General features: G+C 44.4%; 11 protein-coding genes. 7 read left to right on the top strand and 4 right to left on the bottom strand.

All coding sequences use genetic code 11. The features are described 5' to 3' along the window. The first annotated feature begins 52 nt into the window (after positions 1-52). The 6 genes from EHO57_RS07150 (at position 53) to EHO57_RS07125 (ending at position 5,472) form a co-directional block, all read left to right on the top strand. Positions 53-589, top strand: a complete 537-nt coding sequence (locus tag EHO57_RS07150) for a flagellar protein FlgN (protein ID WP_135644266.1) — start codon at positions 53-55, stop codon at positions 587-589. A 27-nt stretch (positions 590-616) separates the two neighbouring features. Further along, positions 617-2,527, top strand: a complete 1,911-nt coding sequence (gene flgK / locus EHO57_RS07145; protein WP_135644264.1) for a flagellar hook-associated protein FlgK — start codon at positions 617-619, stop codon at positions 2,525-2,527. Between the two features lie 33 nt (positions 2,528-2,560). Continuing rightward, complete coding sequence (locus EHO57_RS07140) at positions 2,561-3,826, top strand: flagellar hook-associated protein 3 (RefSeq protein WP_135645419.1); 1,266 nt, start codon at positions 2,561-2,563, stop codon at positions 3,824-3,826. A 100-nt stretch (positions 3,827-3,926) separates the two neighbouring features. Beyond that, positions 3,927-4,376 carry a flagellar assembly protein FliW gene (fliW, locus tag EHO57_RS07135; RefSeq protein WP_135644262.1) on the top strand — a complete coding sequence of 150 codons (450 nt, stop codon included), beginning with the start codon at positions 3,927-3,929 and terminating at the stop codon, positions 4,374-4,376. Then, positions 4,377-4,637: a carbon storage regulator CsrA gene (gene csrA, locus EHO57_RS07130; protein WP_135584564.1), complete on the top strand. Its 261-nt coding sequence runs from the start codon at positions 4,377-4,379 to the stop codon at positions 4,635-4,637. It begins immediately after the preceding gene. Continuing rightward, a complete protein-coding gene (locus EHO57_RS07125) occupies positions 4,588-5,472 on the top strand; it encodes an SHOCT domain-containing protein (RefSeq protein WP_135644260.1) in 885 nt (294 codons plus the stop codon). Before csrA ends, EHO57_RS07125 begins: the two co-directional genes overlap by 50 nt. A 70-nt stretch (positions 5,473-5,542) precedes the next feature. Here EHO57_RS07125 and EHO57_RS07120 read toward each other — a convergent pair whose 3' ends face one another. From EHO57_RS07120 to EHO57_RS07110, 3 genes are all read right to left on the bottom strand, one after another. Further along, entirely contained in the window at positions 5,543-6,706 is a 1,164-nt protein-coding gene (locus EHO57_RS07120; RefSeq protein ID WP_167882262.1) for a hypothetical protein, read from the bottom strand. A 510-nt stretch (positions 6,707-7,216) separates the two neighbouring features. Next, complete coding sequence (locus EHO57_RS07115) at positions 7,217-8,101, bottom strand: M48 family metallopeptidase (RefSeq protein ID WP_135644258.1); 885 nt, start codon at positions 8,099-8,101, stop codon at positions 7,217-7,219. Beyond that, on the bottom strand, positions 8,091-11,072 hold the full coding sequence (locus tag EHO57_RS07110; RefSeq protein WP_135644255.1) for a DUF2339 domain-containing protein: 2,982 nt from the start codon (positions 11,070-11,072) through the stop codon (positions 8,091-8,093). The genes EHO57_RS07115 and EHO57_RS07110 overlap by 11 nt, the downstream gene beginning before the upstream one ends. Positions 11,073-11,274: 202 nt before the next feature. Here EHO57_RS07110 and EHO57_RS07105 point away from each other — a divergent pair, with 202 nt between their 5' ends. After that, positions 11,275-15,216 (top strand): PAS domain S-box protein, encoded by a 3,942-nt coding sequence (locus tag EHO57_RS07105; protein ID WP_425460768.1) that lies wholly within the window; start codon positions 11,275-11,277, stop codon positions 15,214-15,216. A gap of 16 nt (positions 15,217-15,232) precedes the next feature. Here EHO57_RS07105 and EHO57_RS07100 read toward each other — a convergent pair whose 3' ends face one another. Then, positions 15,233-17,035 carry a methyl-accepting chemotaxis protein gene (locus tag EHO57_RS07100; RefSeq protein WP_135644253.1) on the bottom strand — a complete coding sequence of 601 codons (1,803 nt, stop codon included), beginning with the start codon at positions 17,033-17,035 and terminating at the stop codon, positions 15,233-15,235. Between the last annotated feature and the right edge of the window lie 5 nt (positions 17,036-17,040).

Genomic DNA, 17,040 nt, shown 5'->3' with positions numbered 1-17,040 from the left:
AACCCCTTATAAAAATCCGGAATCCGCCGAAACAAAGAACAGGGACCGGACAATGACATCAAACAAAGAGGAATGGTTGGAACGGATATGCTCTCTTTTCGAAGACGAGATCCGCCTGTACTCCGAAATCCTGGAGTTGGAAAAAAATAAAACGGAAGCTGTGACCAAGGCGGATGGTAAGTCCTTGGAAGTGATTTCCAAAAAGACGTACGAGCTGATCGTTCACGCGAGCGAACTAGAAAGGGTTCGCATGGTCGCCATCCAAGATGTTTATACTTCAAGTAATTTAGGAATTCCTAAAGAAGGCGAACTAACTCTGACTGATTTTTTAAATAAGATAGATCGTGAATCCGAGCACAGATTGAAGCAACTCGGTACTAGATTGAAAGATACGGTGCACAGATTGAAGGATAGGATCAAGGCGAACGACAAGTTGATCCGCACCAGACAGGAATTTTTAACGGCTACTATAGATGCGATGCGTAACAACGCAAATAGCGGAGAAGTCGCCGTATACGAGGATGAGAATTCCACCTCTACAAGAGGAAAAAGGAAACGTTCGTCCGTCCTCGTGAACGCTTCGGCGTAACGGCATTTTGGTTAGGAGGGAGAGAGCATGGGATCCACATTCTCCGGATTGGAAATAGGTAAAAGAGGTTTGGCTGCTCACCAGCAAGCCTTGCAAACTACTGGGCACAATATTTCGAACGCGGATAATAAACATTATTCTCGCCAGAGAGTGGTAATGCAAGCCACGGATCCTCTCTATGAACCTTCTTTAAATAGGGCACATGTTCCGGGTCAAATAGGCCAGGGTGTGGAGATCGCTTCTATCGAGAGAGTTAGAGATAATTTTATCGACGATCGTATTATTGAGACTTCCGGTGTGAAGGATTACTGGGCCGCTAAGAACGAGTATTTATACCAAGCGGAGAATATCTTCAACGAACCGAACGGTACTACTCTTAGAACTCTCATGGATAAGTTCTGGTCTTCTTGGGAAGAATTGGCTAATTATCCGGAAGACAACGCTCATCGCTCCGTGGTCCTAGAAAAGGCGCAAGGTTTGGGAAGTAGAGTAGAAGATGTGTATCGCAAACTCTCTCAGCTTCGCGATCAGGCGAATAGGGAAATCGAATCTCACGCGATGCATTTGAATACCATCGGTGAGAATATCCGCACTTTGAACGAAAGGATCGCTAAGTCGGAAGCCCTCGGAGATAGACCGAACGATCTTTATGACAAAAGAGATTCTCTTTTGCAAGAGTTAGCTAGCTTAACCGACATCAATATCGGTAGAAGTGATGAAGACGAATTGATGGTCTTTATCGGTCAGCAGATCTTGGTGCAAGGCGGTAAGCTGAACAAGATCGACATATTAGGAAATCCTTCTAAAGACGGTTTACTCGATCTTTACTGGCAGGTTACCGGAGATCCGGTGCTTCTTCGTAAAGGACGCTTGCAAGGTTTGATCGAGGTCAGGGACAAGATCCTAGGCGAGAAGATAGACCAAGTCGACTCTCTTGCGGTCAACGTGATGGATGTGATCAATGAGATCCACAAAGATGGATTTGGTCTGAATGGAAATACGAACCTGAACTTCTTCGATATTCGTTCCTTGGCATTGAATACGTTTGGGGAATACGACTCGGACGGTGACGGACAGAACGATATCTCTGCCATCTTTAGAGTGACTGGAAAGAATACTTTGGATCCGGATCGCCCGATCGGGATCAGCGGGACAATGACCTTTGTTCGTCCGGACGAGAAGGAAACTCAGGTGCTTGTTCCTTATTCTGCGAACGATACTTTAAACGGTATCATCAAAAGGATCAACGCGTCCAAAGTGGGCGTCGTGGCATACATGAATCACGACAACCAACTCGCTCTTAAGGCGACCGTTGCGGAAGATTCTCCTAAAAAGAATTTCGTTCTCAGACATATCGAGGACTCCGGAGATCTACTTGTCGGTTTAACGGGGATCCTGATGGCTTCCGGTCCTTCCGGTGCTTACGATTACAAGCGCTTGGGCGAGATCACAAAGTTGCAGTCTAAGCCGGAAGATATCACTTTGACTCCGCATTTTCATCCTTCTTCTCATTTTAAGATCAATGAGCATATAGCGAATAACGTGGCGAATATCGCCGCAGCTCGCGGTAAGGATGTGGGCGGAACAGGAGACTATAATTCTCCTGGCGGTCATAAGGACGGTCGCAACGCTCTCTTAGTGGCTTCTTCTCTTAGAAACAATCCTGTAATGGTGGATTATTCCAAGACAACGGACGATTTCTACAATAGTCTGATCTCTAAACTAGGAACAGAAGCAAGAGAAGCCAAACAAGAATGGGGGATCCAAACCGATCTCATGACTGAACTTGAGAACATGAGACAATCGGTTATGGGTGTGAGCCTGGACGAGGAAATGGCCAATATGGTCCAATTCCAACATTCGTATAACGCGTCAGCTAAGATGATCAATACCATGAACGAGATCCTGGATACGATCATCAATAGGTTGGGCGCTTAATTCCGCGGGGAATAGCAAGGAGGCGAAGCCATGATGCGGATCACTAACATGATGCAAAATAACAGTCTGGTGAGGACATTGAACCGTCACCAGGTGGCTATGGATGAAACCCAAAACCAATTGGGCACAGGACAGAGGATACGTATTCCTTCCGACGAACCGGGAAGAGCTACGAACCAAATGTTCTTTCGTTCTCGTTTGAACGAGCTAGATACGTTTCAATCCAATATTGACGATGGATTTGGCAGACTTCAGCAGATAGACGGAGAGCTGGATAGAATAGGAAACCTTTTCCAAAGAGCGAGGGTTCTCGCAGTCCAGGCATCCAACGGTATTTATCAAGGAGATAAAGGCTTCGAATTGGAAGTCGCTGTCGGTAAGGAAATCGACGAGCTACTTCGTGCGTTAGTTGATATCGCAAATACCAGAGATGCTACCGGAAGACCTTTGTTCGGCGGTCATGTGATCGAAAGACCTCCTTTCGAACCGATCGAATCCAAGATCAAAGGCCTCCAAGGATTGGAACTTAAGAACCAATATATCGGAGTTGAATACCGCGGCGATATCGGAGAACAGCTCCGAGAGATCGAGAAAGGCGAATATATTCCTGTCACCATTCCCGGGAACAAGGTCTTCTGGGGAACGAATATGAGCGTGACTAGTCGCGTGGATAACTCCGGCTATGTAGCGGTTTCGGATCAGAAGTTCAAAATAGACGGAGTAGAGATCCAAGTTTCTGCGGGCGACACGATCGATGATATTATCGATAAGATCAATAATTCTCCGATCGAAGCTAAAGCAAACAAGCTCGCCCAGGATAATATCAGTTTAAGCTCTACTGCTCCTCACCAGGTCTGGTTGGAGGATGTGGATGGAGGGACCATGCTTAGGGATATAGGCCTCATCGATCCTGCGAATTCGGAGCCTCCTAATAATTATAGTAAGTCTGCTACCGTAACCGGTCTCTCCGTATTCGACGTATTGATCCAGTTCAGGAACGACTTGATCCAGAAGGACCAAGAGAGGATTTCAGGAAGAGATATCCAAGACTTGGATCTGGCTCTGGAGAATATTCTTCGTTATAGATCCATCGTGGGTGCGAGAATGAACCGAATGGAAGAGCATTCTCAAAGAGTATCTTTCGATAAATCGTACATGACTGAGTTACTCGCTAAGAATGAGGGAATCGATTTCCCTGAAACCATCATGAATATGAAGTGGTTAGAGACGATCCATCAGTACGCGCTTAACGTAGGTTCTAAGGTGATTAAATCTACCTTGATGGACTTTTTAAGATAAACCGGTGTCCCGGTAGGATTTCCTACCGGGAATTCTTCTTGTAGAGAATAGAAAAAGCAATAAACTAAGAGCGCTCTGGCGCTGAATAACAGGTCGGTCAATGGTTGAGATCCAAAGCAAACCTTTCGGGAAAATAAAAGTTTCGGAACGACAACTTATCAAATTTCCGGAGGGACTCTTAGGTTTTAGCAATTATAAGAGTTTCGCCTTAATCGAAGAGGACGAGGAGTCCGTATTCAAATGGCTTCAATCCGTAGATGAGGTGGACCTTGCTTTCGTGGTCATACCTCCTTCTCTCTTTAAAAAAGAATACAAACCGCTTCTTAGCTCCGAAGAGATCTCTCAAATCGGGTTGCAGGATGTTTTAGAAGCGTTGATACTAGTCATAGTGACCATCCCGAACGACGATCCGGCTTCTATGACAGCGAATTTACAAGGACCAATCCTGATCAATAAGCAAGAGTTAACCGGTCGACAATTCGTTTCTCGCAATGAGATCCATTCTGTAAGAGAAAAGATCCTGGAAAGTGCCACTGTGGAGATGTCCTAAGTGCTTGTACTAGCTAGACGTACCAATGAATCCATAATCATCGGCGACGATATAGAGATCGTCATTGTGGATATCAAAGGGGACCAAGTAAAGATCGGGGTCAAGGCTCCTAAAGAAGTCTCCGTGCACAGGGCCGAAGTGTATAGAGAGATCCAAGCAGAGAATAAGAAAGCTGCGGGAGCTAAAATTAAGCCGGAGGAATTGGGCAAAATTGGCAGCATGCTTAAAAAATCCGATTCGGGCAAAAAAGAAAAATCCTAATCTATTTTCTTTCCTTCTCGTATTCTCGTTTATAACGATTTCTTGTATTTCTTCTCAAAAGAAAGAAATGGCAAGTTCTTCGGAGACCATCGTACTTTTCTATCTGAAGAAGGGTCCAGAAACTCCTCTCTTCTTGGAGCCTGATACTTGGCTGCCGATCGCTTCCAGTGTCCTTACCGGCGCACCGATAGATTCCACGGATAAAACAGAATTCGTAACCAGATGGCAGAAGCTTTTCAAATTCGCCGGCATTCCTGAACCTGGAGTCATCTCCAGAGATCCCATTAGGGTACTTACGGAAGAAGAGACTGCACAATTAGGAGAGCTGCTGTTCAAAGCGGAAGCGGATATATCGGATGGGCTTCCACATGCATATCAAGTTATTATAAAGCGAGAAGATCCCATTCGTCCTGGCCTCAGGATCAGACGTACCGTTTTCTATATCCGAAATCGTGCAGACGGTTTGATCTTGGAATTTTCCGAGATCGGACAGGTCTTGGATTTCCAAACTCCTTATTCGTTTCGAGAATGGACCTTGGTTCCGGTCAGCAAGCCGGATCCGTCTACTCGAAACTCCATTTACTTGCCTGAGATACGTCCGGAAGGCTTAGACTTTCTTTCTCCTTTGCCTGGCCAAGCGGAAGAGACAAATCGAATCTGTGTGAAGACTGGATTTTGGACATCTCAAATCCTGAAAGATACGGCAAGCGAACCTAAAAAATTTCCTAAGAGTGTAGAAGACAGGCTAAAGACCCTGAAAGAGTTACTGGATAAGAAGCTGATCTCAAAACCGGAATACGAAAAGAAGAAGGCAGAGATCTTAAAAGATCTTTAATAAATTCGGATATTTTAATATTCCATAAGAAGAAATCCAAAATCGAACTTCTTCTTATGGATAAAGTGTATCAGAAGTTCTTAACGAGACCGAAAGTAGCCCCGAAATTCCCTAACTGCTTATTGTCTAAAGTGGAAGATAGATTCTCAACGGAGCCGATCTCTACAGGAGTAGTTCCTGGAGCGACGTTGTATCCTTGGACGGAACCTACGCTGAAAGTGCTCAACTGATAGAATCCGCCGACTCTGATCCCGAATGTATTGAAGATTCGGATCACGAAGCCTGTTTCGAAACTCCAAGTAAATCCGCTCAGCCCTTCGAAGAAACCGTCTTTGGATTTGAAGATGGTCGCTTGCACAGGTGCATAGGAGCCTGCAGTTCCTCCTGTGTCCGCTCCGGCTTGAAAGGAAGCCATGCTCATATTTCCCCAAAACATAGTGAAATCCCCACGGAAGTACCAGTTCAACCAATCCCACATAGGAACGGCCACACCGTAATCAATTGAGAAATTTCTAATATTGTACTTTAATTGTCCGGCCCCGATCGCATATCCACTGATCCCATCGGAAACCCCTCCGGACATCCCAGGAAGCTTCAGACCAAAGTTCCCATAGTTACCGGTGGTGGAAGAATTTCCGTATCCGAAAGAGAATTCATAGCTGAAGTCTTTCCTGGTAAGAAGGTTCAAAGGTCCCCAACCATATCGGATCTTCCATTCGTTCGTAGTAGGCTTGATCGTATCTTCGGTAAAACGATTGGAAGTACTGGTAGTGGTAGTCTTGGTTTCGGATTTTTCCCCCAGGGAATAATTGAAGCCTATAAAGGTATTGTCCGAAAGCTGCTGGCTCAATCGTATCTTAGGAGATATTGTTCCCACCGGCGTGGTAGAAGTATTCTCCTTAAAGAATTCGGGTGCGTCTCCTAGCACACTGCTTGCGAGACGGACGCTATTCAGGATCCCGTTTACGGATTGAGGTCCGCCTTTTTCTAAACCGCCACTAACGGCATCTAGTTCCAAAATAGTTAATAAACCGGAGTATGTGCTCGTATCTTCGTTGGAAGAATTCGAACTCGAGTTCTGGTCGTTCGTATTTTGGATCGGTCCATTGTTTTGGTTCTGTGGATTTGGGTTGGGTGGATTTTTTTGAGGCTGTCGGTTTGCTCCTCCGGCTTGCGCGAAGAGTGAAAAACCGATTAGGTAAATTACCAATATAGCCAATGCTCTTTTTTTCATTCTCATTCCTGAGTAATAATTTTTTTCCCAAATCATCAGGAAGAAGCGTCAAGAGCAAGAGAAAAAATCAAAAGACCGGAGCGGCCTCCGAAGAGGCCGCTCACGTAGTGAGAATAGTGAAGAGAATTGGATATATGTTAACTAAGTTGCCAGTTATGGTACTTAGGTAACATTCCATAAATACCATACCCATAAAACCGGCTGAAAATACAGATCTTTTTCAATAAATTACGGATTTTTTAATAAGCAATGAAGGAAGGGTAAATAACCTCTTAGCATTAAGTTGGATCTATACAATTTCCTTAAATTTAAGGCCTATTGCTGAAAGAATATGAGTGATTTTGGAAAAAATATTTGGAAAACGCTCATCGAGCATTTTAAATAAATTATTTCCAAACGATCTACTTTGCTCGCTTAGGATGCTCTTCGCTATCCTTGCAAAGTAAGAGTGTATGACCTGATTTCTAAGGGAAAAATTCCGTTTTGTAGAAGGAATTTTATCCGATCTGCTTAGCGTTTTACGAATTCCTCTTCGTATTCCTGCTCATATCTAGACGAACGCTCGTTTAGATTTTTTGCTCCTACGTAATAGCTGCCTTCATCCTCTTTTTTTGCCATTTCCGTAAACTTCTCGGAGCGATGTTCCAAATGCGGATGAGTCATAAAGTATTCTTGGATGGGGGAAAGAGACGCTTCTCCTTCTCCTGTGGCTTCTTTTAATCTTCTGAAGGTTCTTCCCATTGCATATGGGTCATACTTTTCCCTACGCAATAGTTCGTAACCGTACTGGTCTGCTTCATCCTCTTGGTTTTTGCTGAAAGAAGGTCTGATGAGAAGGCCAACAGCGATATCCGCGAATTCTCCTAGGCTTGCAGCGCCTATTTTGCGGGCTAGAAGCTCTCCTCTGACCCCATCCATGCAATGCGATAGTTCTACGTGGCCTATTTCATGCCCTAATATAGCGGCAAGTTCGGCTTCAGATTTCACCATTGATAAGAGACCCTTGGTTACGAATAGAATTCCGCCCGGCATGGCAAACGCATTCGGAGAAGAGGTATCCATTATAAAAACCCTATATTCGAAATTCTTGGAATTTCCTACGCTCAGGTTATACACCAAATTCCGGAGATAGATCTGATCCGGACTGGTAGGATCGGAATAGGATTCGTATCTCAAGGCGATTGAATCGCCTAATCGCTTTTCATCTAGATCATTGATCGGAAGCAGTTTCGTGAGGGAACGATCGATCGTCTTGATCGGCTTTCCCAACAATTGGAATGCAGGAGAAAGGGTGGCAGGCAATTGCACGTTCGCCTTGCTCTTGACGGCTAAAAAGGAAAGCAAACCACCGGAGACCAAAAGGGAAAGAAGGAAGAAAAATCTATTACGCAGCATCGGACCCTTCCTTGCTTTTGAATTTTCCGTAAAGTGTATTCATTAAAATCAATATTCCTCCCACGCCTAAGAACACTAGGGCCCTAGTAATTGTGGAAGAGTTGGATAGATCCCAGAAGATCAATCGGACCAAGCAAACGATCATAGCACCAAGAGAGACATATCTGAAATGTTCCTCTTTTAGTAGGAGTCCGATCACAAAGACAATAAAAACTTCTACCATCCAGAGAAGGGTAAGAAGAGAAGAATCGAAACTCCAATAGAGAAAGAGAGCGATCGCCGCAAACAAAGGATAGAAGATCGCAATATTATATCTTGGCTCCAACTTCTCCGCAATCTGTTTGATCGTAGATGGGAAGCCTTCTGCTTCGGAACCTGCACGATAGGGAAGCTTGTACATTCTCACTAAGTAAACGGTTAATAAGAGAATTGCGATCAATCCGCCGAACCATTCTTGGTCCGCCCAATAGAGTGATGGAGTCGTATTCGTGCTAGAAACGAATCCAACATGGATACAAGAATACCAGAAAAAGCAAAGAGAATAGAACCTGAATCTGGAGACCCGTGCGTGGAATTTGTACCCGATCCATTCTAACAAGAATGCCCAGAGGATCCAGCCTACTGCCAACCACTGATTCGGGACTTCTAATGCGATCGCGATCGTTGCCATGATCGCACTCAGTTCCCAGAAGAAAGGAAGGATCCTGTCCCAAAGAGTATCGAATGTTTGAGAGGACGAACTGGTTGCCCAGTATAAGAAAATCGCTATGGCGAAGATCTGGATCAAGAATCGGATCTTGAAGATCCCGAAGGAATATTCGGACTGTAGATGCACTAGAATATGCGCACCTAAGAACAAGACCACAAAGGAAATCGCAAAGACTGCCCAAACATTCCTACTCGCTATGATGGACGACTTCCAGGATTGATTCCAAGTTTCCTGTTTCTTCTCGAAGAATACCTTAGCTTCCAGGTAGAATACGGAAAGAAGGAGCCACAAGATCCCCGGTAAAAAGGGAGAGATCGGATTTGCGACCCAGTAGCTTAGGAAAAGTATATGAGAAGAAAATAATATAGCCCCCGGTTGGGAAAAATATAGGGTTTTTTCTGAATTTAGTTTAATTCTAGAAAGAGGAATACATAAGAAGCTGAATACAATCGCAGGAAGATCCCTAAGTAATATATCCCAAGGTTCTAAATGAGAGATCCTATAGATCACTAACGCGTGTAAGGCAAGTAGAAATGGGAACAATCCTATTCCTAAACCGTTCCAATTCCGATTTTGCCGGATCGCCAAGAGAACTATTCCGAAGATTGGGAGGTAAAATTCGGAGTACTGCCAAGGAAACGCTAAGAAACAGATTGCGGAGGCGAATAAACCTGCAAATATCCCTGACGGAGAGATTTTATGTCCTTCTAAAAGACCATAGATATCGTCTACTGCTGTCGCTGAGTTCTTGTTTCGGATCGAATCATAGATCTGTATCCCGAACGAAAGCGCAAGCATTCCTAAGCAAGTTACCGTAGTGGAGATAAATCCCACCTTATTCGAGGAAGACTGATCTTCCAAGAGAAGAAGTAAGAAAAGTCCCCAAGAGAAATGCAAAAGCGCTGCTCCTACCTTTTGCAAGAATGTCTCTTTCTCCTCGGAAGCTACGATGAAGAAGATCGAAAATAACAAAGAAGAGAAGACAGTGATCGCGAATTTGTCGATCTCCAATCTACTTAAAAGTAAAACTCCAACGAATGCGATCGATAGAGAAACTAAACTGTCGGTTAGATAGAGCCAACGGATCTTCTTCGTTTCTCTTGCGGTTCTTGCCCAGAAGAAAAGTAAAACGGAACTTAAGATCAGGATCAGTGGATTCCAAACGGATCCGGTCGAGTATAAGGCAAGTCCAAGACCGATCCCAGCCCAAGAGAACAAATGAGTGACAAAAGGTAAGGCCTCGAATTTTTCGGAGGAGTATACTTTTCTATAATGTACTAGGATCGCTGCTACGCCGACAAGCAAGGTCCCTAAGATCCCCCAAGTCCTGGATTGCATAGAGTCCAGAATAGGGGCCGCCAAAGAGAAATGCGTCTTATAGATAAAATTCAGAACTAAGAAGGAGAGTGTCGTTTGTAAAAGATGGAATTCCCACTTTGCTCTATAAGAGAGAAGCACGCTGAAAAATGAAACTCCCATTCCCAGGAAGAAGATCAATGTAGTGAAAGGAAGGATCGCGAGAGAGACCAGGCTCAATATGATATGTAAGCTCGCAAATCTTTGCAAAGAAGAGAACCAAGCAAGAGCTAGATTGATCGTGACCCCTACAAGAATGAGAACTAACGCTAGAAATTCGCTCTGGATCCATTTCATTCCCGGAACCGATGCGGAGGAGACACAGGCAAATAGTACGACTGCTCCCGATCCGCTTCTTAGCCAGTATCCGATCTGTTCCCAGAAATCTTTTCGGATCAAGAAGACAGATGTTCCGAAAAGAGCTAAGCCGATTCCCAAGACCATTAAGAATCGGAAGAAGGGAGACATATTCAGTGCAGCGTAGATGCCTAGAAAGCCAACGCCCATCACCAAGATGATCGTTCCTAAGATCCCGGTCCAATTTTCGGCGATTTGCTTTTCGAACCTTTGCCAAGCCTCCGATCTTTGGGCCGGCTCCTGGATCTTTTCTATTCTTTCCTGTTTTTGCGGGGAAGGGATCGTACTCGGAGAATTTGCCGGAGCCGAAACGGTCTTTGCGACTTTCGGAGAAGCCTCTCTAACTTGGATGGGCTTTTCTTCTTTCTGGCTTGGTTTTTCATTTTCGAGAGGACGAGAGGTTTCAGGCATTGTGGTCCCTTCTCCGAATCGTTTCTCTAATTCTTGGATCCTGGTAGTAAGCTCTCTAATACGAGAACTTAAGATAAATGGGAAGATTAAGTAAAAAATGGCCGCGAGGATCGCAAAAAAACCAAGCATTTCCAACATAGGCGAATGAGTTCATCATAGGCTCTACGGATGTAAATTTATTTTTACGCCTTTGAACGGTTATAATTCAGGCGGATATCGGGGCCGGTAACGTTAGATTCGCCTTTCCCCATCAAAAAAATCGTTTTGATCGAAAAAAAAGGAAGGAGAAGAAAAATAGTTTCTACCGTTCTTGAGTCGATTAGTATTTGAAGGCCTCTAGGTGCTGGTCAAAAGCTTGGAATCTTCCGTTTCAAATCTACATTTTTTAAAGCAGTTCTTTGATCGTATGGAAGACGGTATTTTCGTCTTCTCCGGGTCGGGTAAGCTTTTAGACCTGAATCCCGCAGGCGCCGAACTTATAGGCTATACATCTCAAGAACTCTTGAAGATCAGCTTCTCCAAGATCTCAAATGTCGCAAGTACCCTTCCCGAAAAGCTAAAATTAAAAGAAAGAAGCGAATGGTTCTTGGATACGTTCTCTTCTAAAGATGGAACCTCAAAGACAATGTTCTGTCAGGCTCTTAAGATCAAGGGAGAAGAAGGGCAGGAGACTTCTTATTGGTTGCATGTTCGTCTTCCGAAATCGAATGAGACCTCTCAAAATCCTGGCGCCGGTACGGAGATAGGCTGGGAAGTACTGGAAAGATTCTTCGATATGAATCCTCTTCCGATGGCAATCACCGAGATCGAGACCGGAAAGTATCTGAAAGTAAATCAACAATTTTGCATACAAGTCAAGTACTCCGAAGAAGAGATCCTAGGCAAGTCCGGAGTAGAATTGGGATTTTGGTCTTCTCCAGAGACAAGAACTGAGATCATAGAAGCGATCAAGAAGAAGGGATTCGTAAGAGATCTAGAGATCCGTTTTATGAATCGATTGGGAGAAGAGTTTTGGGGACTATTCTCGGCTCACCCGATCGAGTTCGGAGGATCCTTAAAATTACTCACGGTAACTGTACCTATCACGGATAGGGTTAGAGAAGAATTCGAAAAACAAAAACTACTCGAAGAATTCAAAGAAAACCAAGAGATCCTGAGCCAAATCATTCGCTTGAATCCTACCGCAATTACATTGTCCAGAGCGGACGGCACTTATCTAGAAGCAAACGACCTTTTTTTGGAATTCGTCGGAAAGACAAGAGAAGAAGTAATCGGAAAAACTCCGGTGGAACTAGGAGTATATTACGATCTCGAAGATCGCGAATTGATCCGAGGATTGCTGACCCAAAAGGGAGTAGTGGAAAATCTCGAAGTCAAGATGGGCAGTCCTGGCGGAAAGATCCGATCCATTTTATTCTCTGCCAGAGTACTGGAGACTGGAGGAGAAAGAAAGATACTCGCAATAGGGCACGATATCACTCATATCAAGGAAGCTCAGGAAGATCTTAGGAACCTTGCTTCCGAATTAGAAAAGAGTAAAGAGCTATTCCAAAAATTATTCCAATTGATCCCCTCTTACGTTGTACTTACCGATCTTGTCTCCAAGAAGGTCGTGGATGTGAACGAAAGATTTATGGAGTTCGTCAAGGTCACTCGTGAACAAGTAGTCGGTAAGGAAACGATAGAACTTCCGGTCTGGGACAACGATCCGGAAACGAGAGTTAAGATCTACAACCAACTCATGGAAAAAGGGGAGATCAATAATATAGAGACCATATTCACTTCGACGGATGGTACATCGATCCCTGTGCTCTATTCCGGAAGGGTGATCAATCTGAATGGAAGGCCGCATGTAATCTCTTTGGGCACCGATATTTCGGAAAGGGCCAAGGCGGAAGCGGAAGCCAAAAGATTAAACGAAGAAGTGCGTCATAACAAGGAGCTTTTCGAGAAGATATTCCAAATGAACCCAGCTGCTGTTTCCTTATCCGATCTGGAAACAGGAACATACATGCAGGTCAACGAAGCTTACTGCGAACTTATAGGTTATACTAAAGAACAGATCATCGGAAGGACTTCTTTTCAATTGGGGATCTGGAAGACAAATCTAGATCGCGCCAAGATCCGCAAAGAATTAGAAGAGGTAGGTTGGTCCAAGAATGTGGAAGCGGCGATCAACCATTCCGACGGTAGCGAAAGACATGTGATCTCCGGGAACAGAGTGTTTATGCTCGGAAATAAGATGGTACTTCTCGCACTTCTTATCGATATAACGGATAAGAAGAAGGTTGAGTCCGAAAGAGACCAGTATCTCGCTCAATTGGAAGAGAGTAAGGATCTATTCGAGAAAGTATTCGATATGAATCCGGATACGGTCACTATCTCCGATCTGGAAACGGGAAAATACATCAATGTAAACTCGATGTTCCATGAGTTAATGCAATACAATAAGGAAGAAGCGATCGGAAGGACTGTAGTGGAACTCGGCATCTGGGCGGATCCGGAACAAAGGGCCAAACTTGTTAAGCAACTCAAGGAAACAGGGATATTAAGAGATATAGATGTGTCCTTCCGTAGAAAAGACAATACCATTGTGGATACCATATTCTCTGCAAGAACAGTAAATCTACTGGGAAGACCTGCGTTAGTTGCTATATCAAAAGACAATACACTCGCCAAAGCAGTCGCTAGAGAAAAAGAAGAAGAAGCAAGAAGGCTATCCGAACAGACTAGAATGCTTCTGGATATGGCTACGGACCCGGACTTTGCTTCCGGAAATATGGAATCTGGCTTAAAGCATTTAGTGCAAATGTGTACGAAAACATTGGAATGCGATCGTGCCTCCATTTGGTTGTTCGGCGGTAAAGGTGGAGAGCGCCTTACTCTGGCTATCGGCTGGGATAGAAAGTACAATGAATTTATGAAGCCTGCGTTTATGGACCTTTCGGGATATCCGAATTATCTAACTGCGATCAAGTCGGAAAGATTCGTAGATGCTATGGATGTAGTTCACGATCCTCGCACGAAAGAATTTGCGGAATCCTATAGTATTCCCTTGGAAATAGATTCCTTATTGGATTCTCCTATTTTCTTAAGAGGGGAATTACACGGAGTCATTTGCTTAGAGCATAGGGGTGGCCAAAGAAAATGGAAGGGTTATGAACAGCAATTCGTGGTCACAGTTGCAGAGCAAGTCACTCAACTGACACTCAATTCGGAAAGAAGAGAGGCAAAGGAGGAACTAGAGGTCGCAGTCCGAACCAGAACCTCGGAACTCGCCTCTGCACTGGATAATTTGAGAAAGACCCAAGACCAATTGATCCTCTCCGAAAAAATGGCTGCCTTAGGACAATTAGTAGCGGGGATCGCACACGAGATCAATAATCCGTTAGGCGCCATTTCTGCATTGAGCGGAGAATTAAGAGCCTATTTGGATTCCTCTCCGGAACGTCTAGAAAAATTGGGTCCTAATTTTGCAAAGGCTGAGCCTAAGTATATCAAGAAATTATCCGAGTTCATTCGCCAAGGAATTAAGAATAAGGAAACGGTTGTCTCCAGAGAAGAAAGAAGAAATATACTGAAGCAATTGAAGAATCGCCTGAGTAATATGGGATTCGAAAATTCATACGATCTTGCCGACAGACTTATGGATGTGGGAATGTATTCTTATCTAGACGAGTTCTCCGAAATATTCAGCGCGAATTCGAATCTTGCACTTTTGGATTTTGCGATCGAAGAGATCCAGACATATAAGAATGCGGCTTCGATCCGTTTGGCTGTGGATCGTACTTCTAAGATCGTTTATGCGCTCAAAAGTTTTGCGCATATCGATTCGGGCGGAGGGAAGATCGATACGGATCTGGCGGAAAATATCGAAACGGTGCTCACAATCTATCACAACCAGATCAAGAATGGGGTTGAGGTAGAACTAGATTTCCAAGCCAGACCGATCATTCCTGCCTATCCCGACGATCTGATCCAGGTCTGGACGAACCTGATCTACAATTCTCTGCAAGCAATGCAATTCAAAGGAAAGATCAAGATCTCTATCCAGGATTCCAATTCGGATGTATCCGTTTCTATTTCGGATAACGGACCAGGAATACCGCCCGAGATCAAGGCAAAGATCTTCGATCCATTCTATACAACCAAGGCTCCCGGAGAAGGAAGCGGACTCGGCTTGGATATCTCCCGAAGGATCGTCTTAAAGCACGGAGGAAGAATAGAATTTTCTTCTAAACCGGGTAAGACCGTATTTAAGGTAATTCTACCTAAGACCTAATGTCTTTGAAGTTTGCTTAAGTCCGGAAGAATTCCACTTCCTTCTTCAAGGAACTCGCTTGGGTTGCCAATTTTTCCGCAAGAGTATCTATATCGTTTGCAACTTCGTTCAGGAATTCGGTAGCCTCGGAAATAGACCCGATCGTTTTAGAAAATTCTAAAGAGGTTTGCGACTGTTCTTTCGTATGATTTCGTATCTCCTCTGCGGACCGTATCAATTCCGAGAAAGCATTCTTTACTCTAGCGCTCGCGACCAATTGGGCCTCTGACAAGGAAGAAACGTTCAAGATCCTCTCTGAAGTATTCTGAGCGGTGTCGCCTATCCTTCTAAACGCAACTTCGGTATTTCCCAATACCTCTCTTCCTGAGTTAGTTGCTTTGACGGCTTCTGCCAATGTTGCTCGGATCCGCTTTGCATTTTCCTGGGTCTGTTCTCCGAGCTTGGAGATCTCTTGCGCTACCACTGCGAAACCTTTTCCTGCCTCTCCGGCTCTTGCGGCTTCTATGGCGGCGTTCAAGGAGAGTAAGCCGATCCTGTCGGTGATCTCATGGATCACATTCACGCTAGCTTCCATTTTAGCAGTATTGGTTTCGATCTCGGACATTGCGTTTCTGGTACTGGAAAGTGCCGATTCTCCATTAGAAGTTTCTAATCTCATTCTCTCCGCATCATTTTTAGTTTCCAAGAGAGAAGTGTGTACGTTGCGGATCCGGTCCTCTAATTCCGATAGGGAATTCCTTGCCTGTTCTACAGTTTCCGATTGGCTTTCCGCTCTATCCGAAGTGGATTGTATAGAGGCCGCGATCTCTTCGACTCCAGAACTCATTTGTTCTGTGGAGGCCGCTTGCTCCTGCATCTTGGTGGCAAGGTGTTTGGTTTTTTCTTCCAGTACCTTGGAGCTTTGAGAGAGCTTTTCGGATTCTTTGATCACTGTCTTTACTACGATACGTAATCTCTTTACGAAGTCGTTGATCATCTTGCTGCTTCTTCCTAACTCGTCCGTGGATATCATGGGTAGCAGTAGATTTAATTCCCCCTGAGACATTTCTGAAAACGTCTCGGACATATTCCTGGAATTCCTGCGGATACTAGCGGCTAGCAAGAGGGAAGCGACCACTACTGTGATCAGAAGGAAGAACATAGTCAGAGCCAAAGTGATCCTAACGTCTCCCAGTTTGATCCAACCGGAAGTCTCTTCGATCAATAGATCGCCGATCACAATGATAGGTAGAGAAGCTATGGAAGCGATGGTAGCAATGATCCTGGTAAATAAGGAGATCTTTCGGACGGATTTCTCATCCACAGGCATACCTATGAGTTTATCCGATTCCAATACTTCCGAAAGAATAGACTCTGTCAGAAAGAAATGCGAAACACCTAAGATCGGATAAATGATGAAAGGCATAATTACAAAAGGCATGGACTCCAGTAGATTCGGAGTAAAAACAAAATGCATCATCTTCCAGGCGGCAGGGATCCCGTACGTCCATTGCACGACATAGAATATCGTATTGACCAGAGGGAAGTTCAAGAGCCTCGCTTTGATCTGGGATTTTCCATTGGTGTTCAACTTCTCCCAGTTAGTTGGTTCGAGGGAAGATAAGATCCTACCTAAATAAAAGAAGCGAATAGCAGGGATTACATAAGAAGTACATAAGCTTATCGTTGAGGTAACGATCAGAGCGAGGGATTTTTGAAAATCGTATCCTCCCGATACGATCACAAATAGCACCGCTAGTGGGACCGCTAAAACTGAGGTGAGTAGCTCCAGCCCGAGAGTTAATCTCCATCGTATTTTTCTAGATTCCCCTCTATCCATCCTAA

It is taken from the genome of Leptospira langatensis (assembly GCF_004770615.1).
GTDB classification, from domain to species: domain Bacteria; phylum Spirochaetota; class Leptospiria; order Leptospirales; family Leptospiraceae; genus Leptospira_B; species Leptospira_B langatensis.
The sequence above is the reverse complement of the archived record's forward strand: the minus strand, read 5'-3'. Positions and strand labels throughout refer to the sequence as shown.